Origin of the sequence: Roseovarius carneus (genome assembly GCF_020141465.1) — a bacterium.
Lineage (GTDB): Bacteria > Pseudomonadota > Alphaproteobacteria > Rhodobacterales > Rhodobacteraceae > Roseovarius > Roseovarius carneus.
Map to the genome: position 1 here is coordinate 2,137,694 of NZ_JAHSPD010000001.1, position 13,144 is coordinate 2,150,837.

Below are 13,144 nucleotides of genomic sequence, written 5' to 3' on the forward strand. Positions count from 1 at the left end.
GATACCCGCTGAGTGCGGCGATTGAGCTTTAGCGCATCCATAGGCCAGAGGGCTATCCGGAAACGACAGAGCGCGCCGTATCAGAGACGATTTGCGCCCTCAACCGACATTGTGACGCCGCCGTATAGTGGTGGGCCTGCCGGGAAGGGTCAGGCTGGCATCGCCGCGCGGGGTGCGGGCAATCACGCGGCCCTTGGCGATCACGCAAAGCCGGGCGGCGCGCAGGCGCAGGGCCTCTACCGGGTCGCCCGCATCAATCACTACCAGAGAGGCCTCACAACCAACCTCAAGCCCGTATCCCTCCAGCCCCATGATCTTGGCGCTGCGGGTCGTGACCATCTCATAGCACTCGCGCATCTCGGCGGGGCTGCTCATCTGCGCCACGTGCAGGCCCATGAAGGCCACGTCGAGCATATCGCCCGTGCCCAGCGGATACCACGGATCGCGCACGCAATCCTGCCCAAAGCCCACGGTGATGCCATGGGCTTGCATCTCCTTCACGCGGGTCATGCCGCGCCGCTTGGGGAAGGTATCGTGCCGCCCTTGGATCATGATGTTGATCAGGGGGTTGGGGATTGCGGCAACCTCGGCCTCGGCCATCAAAGGGAGCAGTTTCGAGACATAGTAATTGTCCATCGAATGCATGGATGTGAGGTGACTGCCCGCCACGCGGCCCTCAAGGCCAAGGCGCTGGGCCTCAAAGATCAGCGTCTCGATATGGCGGCTCATCGGGTCGTCCGTCTCGTCGCAATGCATGTCCACGCGCAGCCCGCGCTGGGCGGCCATCTCGCATAGCTCGCGCACGGACGCCGCACCATCCGCCATTGTCCGCTCGAAATGCGGGATGCCGCCGACCACATCCACGCCCATATCCAGCGCGCGGATCGTGTTGTCGCGCGCGGTGGGGTCGCGGTAGAACCCGTCTTGGGGGAAGGCCACGAGCTGCAGGTCGATATAGTCTTTGACCTGTCGCCGCACCTCCAGCATCGCCTCTACGCCCTTGAGGCTATCGTCACACGTGTCCACATGGCTGCGGATCGCTAAGAGGCCCATGCTCGCGGCCCAATCGCAATAGTCCAGCGCGCGGGCGATCATTTCGTCCTGGGTCATCACCTGCTTCAGCTCGCCCCAGAGGCCGATCCCCTCTAGCAATGTACCCGAGGCGTTGATGCGGGGCTGGCCGTAGCTCAGCGTGGCATCAAGATGAAAATGCGGGTCCACGAAGGGCGGGCTGACGAGATCGCCGGTGGCATCGATCACCTCGCCCGCCTCGGCGTCCAGCGTGCCAATCGCTGTGATCTTGCCGGCTTTGATCCCGATATCGGCCACGTGCCCATCGGGCAGGGTGCCGCCCTTGACGATCAGATCGAACATCACCGCTCTCCTTTGTTGAATGGCACCATCAGGGCCGCTGGCACCTCGGCCCGGCGCGACATCACGATGAGGGCGAGGATGCTGAGGATGTAAGGCATCATCAGGAATATCTGATAGGGGATATCCGCGCCCACCTCCGTCTGCTGCACCCGGATTTGCAGTGCGTCAAAGGCGGCAAAGAGTATCGCGCCCAAGAGCGCCTTGCCGGGCCGCCACGCGCCAAAGACCACGAGGGCGATACAAATCCAGCCGCGCCCGTTCACCATCTCGAAGAAGAAACTGTCAAAGGCCGACATGGTCAGGAATGCCCCGCCCACGGCCATCAGCCCCGACCCGGCAATCACCGCGCCCATGCGAATGGCTGTCACCGACAGGCCCTGTGCCGCCACCGCCGCCGGGTTCTCGCCCGCCGCCCTTAGCGCCAGCCCCAAAGGCGTGCGGTAGAGGATATAGGCCACGACGCCCACGCTGATAAACGCCAAGTATGTGAGCGGAGTCTGGTTGAAGAGCGCTGGGCCGATGATGGGAATATCCGATAGGAACGGGATTTCAAGCGGCTGAAACGCCTCGATTTTCGGTGGGCTGGTGACCTCGGGCAGGAAGAGGCGATACGCAAAATATGTGAGTGACGTGGCCAGTAGCGTAACGCCCAAGCCCACCACATGCTGGCTCAGCCCGAAGGGCACTGTCAACGTGCTGTGCACCAACCCGAAGAGCATCCCCACGGCGAAGGCCACAGCGACCCCGGTCCAGAGGTCCGTGCCGCTATAGACCGCCATCCAGCCCGCGAAAGCGCCCGCGACCATGATCCCCTCGATCCCGAGGTTGAGCACGCCCGCGCGCTCGCAGATCAGCTCGCCCAGCACAGCGAAAATCAGCGGCGACGCGATGCGGATCGCGGCGGTCCAAAAGCTGGCTGAGAGGAGAATGTCGATGATGTCCATGCTATTCCCTTACCACCCGGAACCGCGTCAGAAGGATCGCCAGCACCATAAGCAACAGCGCTGTGGCCAGCATGATATCGGCCAGATATGTGGGCACGTCCAAAGCGCGGCTCATGCTGTCTGCGCCGACGAAAATGCCTGCCACAAAGAGGGCGGCGGCGATCACACCCAGCGGATTGAGCAAGGCCAGCATTGCCACGATGATCCCAGTGTAGCCAAAGCCGGGGCTGAGATCCAAGGTCAGCGCGCCTTTCAGCCCCGCCACTTCCGAGAAGCCCGCGAGGGCTGCAAGGCCGCCCGACAGAAGCGCCGTCTTGATCAGTACCAGCCCCACCGGGATGCCTGCAAACTTTGCCGCATCGCGGCTGAGACCCACGGCGCGCATCTCATACCCGAGCGTGGTGCGGGCCTGAATAACCCAGACCAGCACGGCGGCAATGAGCGCGATGCCAAAGCCCCAATGCAGGCGCAGCCCGTCGATGATGCGGGGCAGGCGGGCCTCGTCGATCAGGCGCGGGGATTTGGGCCAACCCATGCCCATAGGGTCTTTGAGGGGGCCTTCGAGGAGCATGGAGACAAAGAGCAGGAAGATAAAGTTCAGCAGGAGCGTCGTGACCACCTCATCCACCCCCAGCCGCACTTTCAAAAGCGCGGGTACCAACAGGAGCAACGCGCCTGCCAAAAGCGATGCGATGATCAGCGTGGGGATAAGTGCGGCGGACGACCAGCCAAGCGCGCCCGTGCCCAGCACAACCGTGACCAACGCGCCCGCATAAAGCTGCGCCTCGGCCCCGATATTCCAGAGCTTTGCACGAAACGCCACGGCGACGGCCAGCCCGGTGAAGATCAAAGGCGTGGCGCGGTTCAGCGTCTCCAGAAGCGCAAACTGACTGCCCGCCGCGCCGCGCAAAATCTCGCCCAGCACGGCAAAGGGGTTTGCCCCTGCGGCCATTGCCAGCAGCGAGGCGATGACGACCGTGGCGCTGATCGCGAGGGCAGGTGGCATGAGGGTGCGCAGGGCCGATGGATTGGCGATAGGCTCAAGACGCATGGGCCATCTCCTCGAAACCTTGCCCGGCCATCCAGACACCAAGCTCTGCCGGGCTCATTGATCCACGCGCGAAGGGCGGCGAGAGGCGGCCTTCGGAGATCACGTGGATCACATCCGACAGCGCCATGATCTCATCGAGATCCTCGGAGATCAAAAGCACTGCCGCCCCGCGATCCCGCGCGGCCAGAAGCTGCGAATGGACATAGTTCACCGCGCCAATATCGAGACCGCGCACCGGTTGATTGGCCAAGATAATCTCCGGCGCACCTTCCAGAACCCTGCCAAGGATCAGCTTTTGCATATTGCCGCCCGATAGCAACCTGATCCGCGTGCCGGGACCGGGGCAGCGCACATCGTAGCGGTCGATCACCGCGCGGGCGAAGTCCTGCGCCGCGCGCCAGCTCATCCAGCCCTTGCGGCTGAACGGGGCATCGGCGTAGCGCTCAAGGATGGCGTTTTCCGTGAGGTCAAAATCCGCGATTGTGCCGGTCTTGTGGCGGTCCTCGGGAATGCGCGCGATGCCCGCATGGACGGCGGCGCGGGGCGACCAACCTTGCGGCGGGGCCCCTTTGAGGTGGAGCGCACCCGCGCTCGGCCCCTGCATCCCGCCGATCAGATCGGCCAATGCGGCTTGTCCGTTGCCCGACACACCCGCAAGCCCGGTAATCTGCCCCGCAAAGAGGTCCAGATTGAGCGCCTTCAGCCCCGGTGCGGCCCCCCGATCCGGCGTGGTCACCGCTTTGAGCGATAAAAGTGCTGCCCCCGGTGTGCCCGGCGCAACCTTAGGCGCGGACACCTCAGAGCCGACCATGCGCGCGGCCAGATCGCGTTTGTCCGTCTCAGCGATAGGGCCTTCATGGACCATTTTGCCGTGGCGCAGGATCACCACACGGTCCGAGATCGCCATAACTTCATGCAGCTTGTGCGAGATGAAAACGATGGAGAGGCCCAGGGCCACCGCCTTGCGCAACGTCTCGAAAAGATCATCCGTCTCTTGCGGCGTCAGCACGGCGGTCGGCTCGTCCAGGATCAGGATGCGCGCCTCGCGGTAGAGGGCCTTGAGGATCTCGACCCTCTGCCGCTCGCCCACGGTTAGGGTGCCGACCCGCGCATCTGGGTCCACAGCCAGCTTGAAATCCGCAGCCAAGGCCATGATCCGCGCCCGTGCCGCGCGCGCATCGAACCGCCACGACATCAGCCCTTGGGTGCCGAGGGCGACATTCTCCAGCACGGTCATATTCTCGGCCAGCGTAAAATGCTGATGCACCATGCCCACGCCCGCCTCCAATGCGGCGCGCGGATTGCCGGGGGGCAGGGGTTTGCCGAACACCTCGACCGTGCCGCTATCGGCTGTGTATTGGCCGAAGAGGATGTTCATCAATGTGGTCTTGCCCGCGCCATTCTCGCCCAAAAGCGCGATCACCTCGCCCTTGTGCAGAGCGAGGCTCACGGCGTCATTGGCGGTCAGCGCGCCAAACGTCTTAGTGATCTTGTCGAGGCGCAGGACAACCTGCGCCTCTGTTTGCTCCGGCATTTACTGCGACTTCGGCTCATCATCATTGATCGCGGTCACATATGTACCCGCAAGGATTTCGGCGGTGCGTTGTTCCACCAGATCCATCGCCTCTTGCGGCACCTTGCCCTCAAACGTGCCCAGAGGCGGGATCGAACAGCCGCCCTCGATCATGTAGGAATAGACGCCGTAATCAGCGGCGGTGAACGTGCCTGCCTTCACCTCTGCGATGGCCTTATCCAGCGTCGGCTCAAAATGCCAGATCGCGGAGGAGACAACCGTTTCGGGGTAATCGGCCTGCGTGTCGATCACATTGCCAATGGCGAGGATGCCCTTCTCTTGGGCCGCGTCCGAGACGCCAAACCGCTCGGCGTAAAGCACGTCCGCGCCATTCTCGATCATCGCAAATGCGGTCTCTTTGGCCTTGGGGGGATCGAACCAGCTGCCGATGAAGCTGACTTGGAACGACGCGTCAGGCCGCATCTCGCGCACGCCCGCCATGAAGGCATGCATCAGACGGTTCACTTCGGGGATGGGGAAGCCGCCGACCATGCCAAAATTACCAGTCTCGGTCATGGACCCTGCAATGATCCCGGTAAGATACGAGGCGTCCTGAATGTAATTGTCGAACACGGCCATGTTAGGCAACGCATCGTCAGGCTTGAAGCTGGACCCCATGAGGAAGGCGATCTCGGGATATTCGGCCGCCACTTCGCGCGCCTCTTGCTCCACGGCGAACATCTCGCCGATGATCATCGTGTAGCCGCTTTCGGCGTATTCGCGCATCACACGGGCATAGTCGGTGTTCGACACATTCTCGGAGAAAGTATAGTCCAGATCACCGCGCTCTTGGGCAATCATCGCGGCCTTGTGGATGCGGCTCACCCATTGCTGCTCCACGGGCACGGTGTAGATGCCCGCGCATTTGATCGGCTCGGCGGCCAGAAGGCGCGTGGGGCCAAAGGCCGCGCCCGAGGCAAGGGCCACGCCCGCTGTAGTGGTCAGAAAACGGCGGCGGCTGAAGCCCGGTTTGGTCGCTATGGTCATGGATATATCCCCCTGAAAATTATTGCCTGGCGCGGATTTGACGTGGCAGACAAGCCGCGCGGCGTGTGGGCGCGAAATTGGCCCAGCGGGGCCGGGAGCGCAATCGTTAATCGCGCCTCTTAGCGGGAAAACCGGGCAATTGCCTGTGGATTAAGCGGCGGCTCCACCCGCAAGATGCGCGGCGATCAGCTGCGCGACCTGCTCGGGGGCTTCCTCATGGGCCAGATGGCCGAGACCACGAAGCCGCGTGACGACTGCATTAGGCAGGACGGTGGCGGCGTGCTCGGAGACGCCGGGGGGCACGGCGATATCGCCCTCGGCGGCGATCAAAAGCGTGCGGGCCATGTTGCGGGGCATCCGCGTGAGCAACGTGTCGAGATCCCATTGTGCCATCATCGCCAGAACCCCATTCACATGGGCACGGTCCCGCGCCAGCCTGTGATAAAGCGCCAGTCCTTCGGGGGTCAGGGTGGAGCCCGTGCCCTCGATCAGGCGGGCCACATGGGTGGGCGAGGCGGAGGTGCGCACAAAAAGCTCCGCCGTGAAGGGCGCAATCGCCAGCGCCTTGGCGAGTTTGGGAAACAGCCATCCCGCCACGCCTTTGAAGGGCGCGAGGGCCGCGTTGATGCCAATCACGGGGGGCGGACCGGACCATGTCTCGGCCAGTCTGAGGGCCAATGCGGCCCCTGCGGAATGGCCGATCAGTGCGTCAGGCTGCCAACCTTCCTGGTGCATCAAACTGGTGATATCGGCAGCCATATGGTCAATCCCGCAGCGCGCCCGCCCACCCATCTGGGTGAAGCCCTGACCGGGCAGGTCAATTGCCACCACGTGAAAATCTTCGGCCAGCAGCGGAAAGAGACCGCGCCAGCTTTGCGTGGCTCCACCTGCGCCATGCAGAAGGATGAGCGTAGGGCCAGCGCCCGCTTCCTGCACGTGCCAGCGATGGGGGCGGCAGAGCACCCGGCGGGAGTGCTCCATAAGGGGCCAGCCGCCTGTGTCCTCGGGCCAGCGCACGGGCTCAGGCGTCCAATGCGGCGCGCGCGGCGCGGCTCAGGCGCTGCGCATCGGCGCGCGGCAGGGCGAGGTATTGTGCGCCCATCGCGGTGCTGAGGGTCGCAAGCTCAGCCGTGGGGCGGTTGCCTGCGTCGATCACCAGCGCGGCGGTTCCGGCGGCCATGATACGGCGGGCTGCCTTTGTTGCGTCGGCCCCCGCCTGTGCGCGGCCGGGCTGGCCATCGAGGCCGATATTCGCGCGCCCATCGGTGATGAGCGCAATTGTGGGCGTCATCCCGCGCCCACGCGCCTGTTCTGCCAGATCTTCGGCGGCCATCAGCCCGGAGGCGAGCGGCGTGCCACCCCCACCGGGCAGCCCCGCAAGCCTGCGTTTGGTCTGCACCAGTGAGCGGGTGGGCGGCAACATGAGGTCAGCGCCCGCACCACGAAAGGCGATGAGAGCCACGTGATCGCGCCGCGCATAGGCCTCGGCAAGCAGCAGCTCGACTGCCCCTTTCGCCTCGCCCAGACGCGCCATGGCGGCGGAGCCGGACGCGTCCACCGTGAAGATCAAGAGCCGCTCGGCGCTGTCCTCATAGCGTTTGGTATGGATGTCCGAGGGGCGCACATGGATTGGTGCGGGCGCATCCGGCATGGCTTTGCGGCGCATCGTCTGCCACGGGGCGGCGGCGCGGAGCGTTGCCACCAGATCAAGCCGGGTGCGTCCATCAAGCCTGCCGGGCCTTGCGGGCAGGGGCCGGCCCCGCGCGCCGCCCTTGCGCTTGGCACCCGCACCGCTGCCCGAAGCGCGGCGGGTGTTGCCTTGGGCCATGCGCGACAGGATATCTTTTGGCAGCTGCGCCATCACGGCGGCGAGAAGAAGCTCCTCGGGGATGTCGCTCTCTTGCTGCGATGCGGCCTCGTCTGGGGCCTCTTCAGGCTCTTCCGGGGTGTCGGGCGGTGGGGCCTCCTCCTCCGGTGGCTCCTCCATCTGTGGTATTTGCGTGGCGCGGTGCCCGCAAGTGAGCGCGATGGCCGCCGCCAGATGATCCGCATCCGCCGCCTGTGCACCGTCGAGCGCGGCCAATGCGCGGGCGGCACGCAAGGCGTAATGCCCGGCGCGGGCGCTTGAGATGCCCATCAGCACGGTCATGGTGGCAATCTGCGCGATGGCGTCTTCGGGCAGGGCGATGCGCGGCAGGGCGTTGCGAGCGGCTATGATGTCGTCCTCATCGGCTGCGGCACCGGGGATATCGGCCAGCCCCAGCCCGTCGAGATCGGCGTAGAAGGCCAAACGCTCGGAAAGGGCAGGCGCGATGCCCTCACCCTCCTCAATCCCTTCATCGAGCGCCAGAACCGGCAGGGGTGTGGCCCCAAGGGCCTGCGACAGGCGCGCGGCGAGATGCGGGCGCAGCCGCTCAGCCGAGGTGAGCACCATCGCGCGCGCACCCTCCAAAAGCCCTGCACGCTCTACTGTGCGGCCCTTGGCCAGCGTCTCTGTCACGTCGAGCCCGCCGAAAATCTGATCCTCGGACGCGCCGGGGCCAAGCCTGAGCGCGGGCCCGAATATGTCGACCAAGCTGTCGCGCACCGGGCCAGATCGCGCGCGCAGATGAAGCCCGCCCAGCGAGGCATCCACCTGCACCAGCGCAATGGCCAGTGCGGCGCGGTCCGCCTCGGTCTCGGGCAGGGTACTCATCAGGCGAGGACTTCCTCGACCACGCGCATGACGCGCGTGCCAGTCCCGGCCTCGTCCAATGGGTCGCGGCGCAAGCGGTGACGCAGCGCCATGGCCGCCACGGCGCGCATATGCACACGGGCGAGCGCCGTGTCGTCGCGGTAAGCCGCAAAGGCACGCGCGGCCTTGAGCAGGGTCAGCTCCCCGCGCAAGCCATCCGCGCCCAGCGTTAGGCAAAGCTGCGAGATGTCGCGCAGCACGGCGTCTGTCGCACTCAGCTTTTTCAAAGCGGCGCGCGCGCCGATGATCCGGTCGCGGATCGCGGCATCCTCGGCCTGCCAACGCAGCATGAAGGCGGAATTGTCGTTCTCATAGGCATCGCGGCGGCGGATCACCTCGATCCGTTCCTCGATATCCGTGGGCGAAGCCACATCGACGCTCAGGCCAAAACGGTCCAGCAGCTGGGGCCGCAATTCGCCCTCTTCGGGGTTGCCGGAACCCACCAGCACGAAGCGCGCGGCGTGACGGATGCTGAGCCCGTCTCGCTCCACCACGTTTTCGCCCGATTGTGCCACATCAAGCAGCAGATCAACGATGTGATCCTCCAGCAGGTTCACTTCATCAATATAGAGATAGCCCCGGTTCGCCTTCGCCAGAAGCCCCGGCTGAAACGCCTTTTGTCCTTGGGTCAGCGCCTTCTCGATATCGAGCGCACCTGTGACCCGGTCCTCGGTCGCACCGAGCGGCAGATCGACCACGGGGGTCGGGATTTCGTGGGTGACCTTGCCGACATTCTCGGCCCAGTCAGGGCAATCGGCATGCCGCTCAGCGTTGATCGGGCAATTCTCTACGGCGATGATGGGCGGCAGCAAAGCGGCGAGCGCCCGCACGGCGGTGGATTTGCCCGTGCCCCGGTCGCCAAAGACCAGAACCCCGCCGATGCTTGGGTCGATCGCGGTGAGGATCACCGCCTGTTTCATCTCGTCCTGACCGACGATGGCGGAGAAGGGGAAAGGCTGTTTCATATGGCGTCTCTTTGTGGATGGATCGGCGGGGATGCGAGCGGTGCGGCCTCTGACCAACTACCACTCTCGCCTGCAATGGCAAAGCGGGCATAAAGCTCCTCGCGGAACCAGCCTTCGTCGCGCACGGCGCGGATCGCCTCTGCATGGGGGCCTGTTCGGGCAAATTGCGCGACCGTGCTGGCGTCGGGCCAGACGGAGAAGGTCACCTGATGCAGGAGAGGCACCTCGCCGATGCCTATCTTGAACAAAACATTTGGGTCTGCGCCGATCCGCGCGCTGATATCCGGCACGCGGCGCCAGAAGCGGGCGGCGCGGCTGGGCTTGACCGTGGCGCGGGTGAGGACGGCAAGGGGGCCGGGAATTGTTTCGGGCGTGACTTCAAACGGTGTCACCCCGGCCCAATCGCCCCGTGCGGAGGTGGGCGACATGAAAAGCGTCCAATCCTCGCAGGCGCGGGCGCGGTAGCGGTTGAAGACCGCCGCGCCATTCGTGCGCGCGCGGGCGGTCGCCATGTCGGGCCACGTGGCGAGGATCGCATAGACGCCTGTGTTGGGCAGGGGTGTGAACCCTTCGCCCGTGCCCGAGCCGCAGAGCTTCCAAAAGCCTATATCCGGCACCCGCGCCATCATAGGCCGCGCCATGCCCATCATCGTCAGCGCCCAAAGGCGCGAGAGCAGGCTGTCGAAGCGAAAAAGGGAAAGGGTGACGATTTGTGTCACGCGGGGGCATACCTCCGAGGCGTGTTGGGGGCCTATGTGTCAGATAAGTCTGACACATATAGATGTATTTGGGAAGGTGCTGGATTGAACCCATTGGGGAATCCGGGTTGGTGCGGCAGCGTTGATTTAAGTTGTCAACTTAGCTAGACACACCTACACTTGTGGAATGATATCAGAATCTGACACATTTACCCGTCCTACCAAATCTCATGCCGTTGTTATCGGCGCCGGCCTCGGCGGTCTGTCTGCCGCCATGCGCCTCGGGGCGAAGGGTTATGTGGTAACGGTTCTGGATCGGCTTGACCGCACCGGCGGGCGCGGATCGTCGCTGAGCGAGGCGGGGCACCGCTTTGATCTGGGCCCTACGATTGTGACTGTTCCACAAGTGTTTGAGGAGCTTTGGGCGGCCTGCGGGCGGGATTTCCATGCTGATGTGACGCTCAAGCCGATGGACCCGTTCTACGAGATCCGCTGGCCCGATGGCAGCAGCTTTACCGCCACCGGCGACACCGACCAGATGGTTGAGGAGGTCCGCCGCCTCAGCCCGGGTGATGTGAAGGGCTACCTCAAATTCCTGAAAGACAGCGAGACCCGCTATACATTCGGCTTCGAGAATCTGGGCCGTCGCCCGATGAACAAGCTGATGGATATCGTGAAGGTCCTGCCCACCTTCGTGCGTCTGCGCGCGGACCGCTCGGTCTACAAACATGTCTCGACCCGCGTGAAGGACGAGCGGCTGCGCATGGCGCTGTCGTTTCATCCGCTTTTTATCGGGGGCGACCCGCTGAAGGTCACGTCGATCTATGCGCTGGTGAACCATCTGGAAAAGGCGTTTGGTGTGCATTACGCCATGGGTGGCGTGCAGGCGATTGCCGATGCGATGGCGGACGTGATCCGCGATCAGGGTGGCACAATCCGTCTGGGTGCCGAGGCCGACGAGATCGTGCTGGAGAATGGCCGCACCGCTGGTGTCCGCCTCAAGGACGGCGAGATGGTGCACGCGCCTTTGGTGATCAGCAATGCCGATCCGGGGCACACCTATAGCACCCTCATGCGCAATCATGACCGCCGCCGCTGGACGGATAAGAAGCTTGCGAACAAGCGGTGGTCCATGGGGCTTTACGTTTGGTATTTCGGCACCAAAGGTACGGCGGATATGTGGAAGGATGTGGGCCACCACACCATCCTCAACGGCCCGCGCTTCCAAGGGCTGATCAAGGATATCTTCATCAATCAGCACCTGTCTGATGATATGAGCCTTTATATCCACCGCCCCAGCGTGACCGACCCGAGCGTGGCCCCCGAAGGCGATGATACGTTCTATGTGCTCTCGCCCGTGCCTCATATGGGCGGCGACAATCCTGTGGATTGGGAGGCAGAGCGCGGGGCTTACGCGGACAAAGTCGCCGCCGTTCTCGAAGGTGTGATCCCCGGATTCCGTGAGCGGATTTCGGCGTCTGTGACCTTTACGCCCAATGAGTTTCGTGATCGCTACCTGTCGCCCTACGGCGCGGGTTTCTCGATCGAACCGCGCATTTTTCAAAGTGCGTGGTTCCGGCCCCATAATGTCTCGGAAGAGGCGCCGGGGCTTTATCTGGTGGGGGCGGGGACCCATCCCGGTGCGGGCCTTCCTGGTGTGATTAGCTCGGCCGAGGTGCTGGGCAAGCTGGTGCCGGACGCGCCGCATGTCGCGGTGCCAACCCCAGCAAAACTGGCTGCAGAATGAGCGCGCCTTTGCACGCGTCCGGCATCCGGGCCGATGATCTGGAGCATTGCCGCGCAGTGATCCGCACAGGCTCGCTCAGCTTTCATGCGGCGTCCAAACTTTTGCCCGCATCGGTGCGTGATCCGGCGCTGGCGCTTTATGCGTTTTGCCGTCTGGCTGATGATGAGGTGGATGAGGGCGGCAACAAGGCGCGCGCGGTTCTGGACCTTCAGGAACGTCTTGATCTGGCTTATGCCGGGCGGCCCAAGAATGCGCCCGAAGACCGGGCTTTTGCCGCCATCATCGAAGAATTCGACATGCCCCGCGCCCTGCCGGAGGCCCTTCTAGAGGGGCTGGCGTGGGACGCGGTTGAGCGGCGCTACGAGACACTCTCGGATGTGCGGGGCTATTCCGCGCGCGTGGCCAGTGCCGTGGGTGCGATGATGTGCGTGCTGATGCGGGTGCGTGATGCGCATGCGCTGGCGCGCGCCTGTGATCTGGGCGTGGCGATGCAACTGACCAATATTGCCCGCGATGTGGGCGAGGATGCGCGCGCAGGCCGGATTTATCTGCCGCTTGAATGGGTGCGGGAGGCGAGGCTGACGCCCGAGGACATTTTTGCAGCCCCCGAAGCCAGCCCCGAGATCCGCGCCATGGTGCGTCATCTTCTGGCCGAGGCGCACAGGCTTTATGTCCGCTCCGAGGCGGGCATCCCCGCGCTGCCGCGTGAGGCGCGCATGGGCATCTTTGCCGCGCGCTATATCTATGCCGCCATCGGGCGTGATCTGGCACGGGCACGGCACGATTCAATCACCCGCCGGGCGCATACCAATACGGCGCAGAAGCTTGTGTGGATCGGCGTCTCTGCCGCCCGCACAGGGGTCAGCTTTGCGGCCCCACGCTCGCCGGTACTCTATGCGCGGCCCTTGCCTGAGGTGGCCTATCTCGTGGATGCGGCGGCGCGCAATACCGCCCAGCCGGGCCGGACCGGGGCGCTTTTGGATGTGCTTGCCGACCTCAGGGCACGTGACACGGGGCGCCAAGAGCCTTATCTGAGTTGAAAGCCCGGTCCTGCCGGGGAGTTTAACTGGA

At 64.3% G+C, this 13,144-nt stretch carries 11 protein-coding genes; 2 read left to right on the plus strand and 9 right to left on the minus strand.

Annotated elements, in window-relative coordinates; all coding sequences use genetic code 11:
* Positions 1-99: 99 nt before the first annotated feature.
* From KUD11_RS10705 to crtA, 9 genes are all read right to left on the minus strand, one after another.
* Positions 100-1,374, minus strand: a complete 1,275-nt coding sequence (locus KUD11_RS10705; protein ID WP_109384711.1) for an amidohydrolase family protein — start codon at positions 1,372-1,374, stop codon at positions 100-102.
* Entirely contained in the window at positions 1,374-2,318 is a 945-nt protein-coding gene (locus tag KUD11_RS10710) for an ABC transporter permease (RefSeq protein ID WP_109384710.1), read from the minus strand. The genes KUD11_RS10705 and KUD11_RS10710 overlap by 1 nt, the downstream gene beginning before the upstream one ends.
* 1 nt (position 2,319) lies before the next feature.
* Entirely contained in the window at positions 2,320-3,369 is a 1,050-nt protein-coding gene (locus KUD11_RS10715; RefSeq protein ID WP_109384709.1) for an ABC transporter permease, read from the minus strand.
* Positions 3,359-4,903, minus strand: coding sequence for an ABC transporter ATP-binding protein (locus KUD11_RS10720; RefSeq protein WP_109384708.1), 1,545 nt, complete (start codon positions 4,901-4,903; stop codon positions 3,359-3,361). The genes KUD11_RS10715 and KUD11_RS10720 overlap by 11 nt, the downstream gene beginning before the upstream one ends.
* Complete coding sequence (locus KUD11_RS10725; RefSeq protein ID WP_109384707.1) at positions 4,904-5,929, minus strand: BMP family protein; 1,026 nt, start codon at positions 5,927-5,929, stop codon at positions 4,904-4,906. It lies immediately after the preceding gene.
* 150 nt (positions 5,930-6,079) lie between these two features.
* A complete protein-coding gene (bchO, locus tag KUD11_RS10730) occupies positions 6,080-6,946 on the minus strand; it encodes an alpha/beta fold hydrolase BchO (protein ID WP_224380205.1) in 867 nt (288 codons plus the stop codon).
* A gap of 4 nt (positions 6,947-6,950) precedes the next feature.
* Positions 6,951-8,624, minus strand: coding sequence for a magnesium chelatase subunit D (locus tag KUD11_RS10735; RefSeq protein ID WP_109384706.1), 1,674 nt, complete (start codon positions 8,622-8,624; stop codon positions 6,951-6,953).
* Positions 8,624-9,628: a magnesium chelatase ATPase subunit I gene (bchI, locus tag KUD11_RS10740; RefSeq protein WP_109384705.1), complete on the minus strand. Its 1,005-nt coding sequence runs from the start codon at positions 9,626-9,628 to the stop codon at positions 8,624-8,626. The genes KUD11_RS10735 and bchI overlap by 1 nt, the downstream gene beginning before the upstream one ends.
* Positions 9,625-10,347: a spheroidene monooxygenase gene (gene crtA / locus KUD11_RS10745; RefSeq protein WP_109384704.1), complete on the minus strand. Its 723-nt coding sequence runs from the start codon at positions 10,345-10,347 to the stop codon at positions 9,625-9,627. The genes bchI and crtA overlap by 4 nt, the downstream gene beginning before the upstream one ends.
* A gap of 166 nt (positions 10,348-10,513) precedes the next feature.
* Between crtA and KUD11_RS10750 the strand changes: the two genes are divergently transcribed.
* Positions 10,514-12,073, plus strand: a complete 1,560-nt coding sequence (locus KUD11_RS10750) for a phytoene desaturase (RefSeq protein WP_109384703.1) — start codon at positions 10,514-10,516, stop codon at positions 12,071-12,073.
* Entirely contained in the window at positions 12,070-13,113 is a 1,044-nt protein-coding gene (gene crtB / locus KUD11_RS10755) for a 15-cis-phytoene synthase (RefSeq protein WP_109384702.1), read from the plus strand. The genes KUD11_RS10750 and crtB overlap by 4 nt, the downstream gene beginning before the upstream one ends.
* The last annotated feature ends 31 nt before the right edge of the window (positions 13,114-13,144 follow it).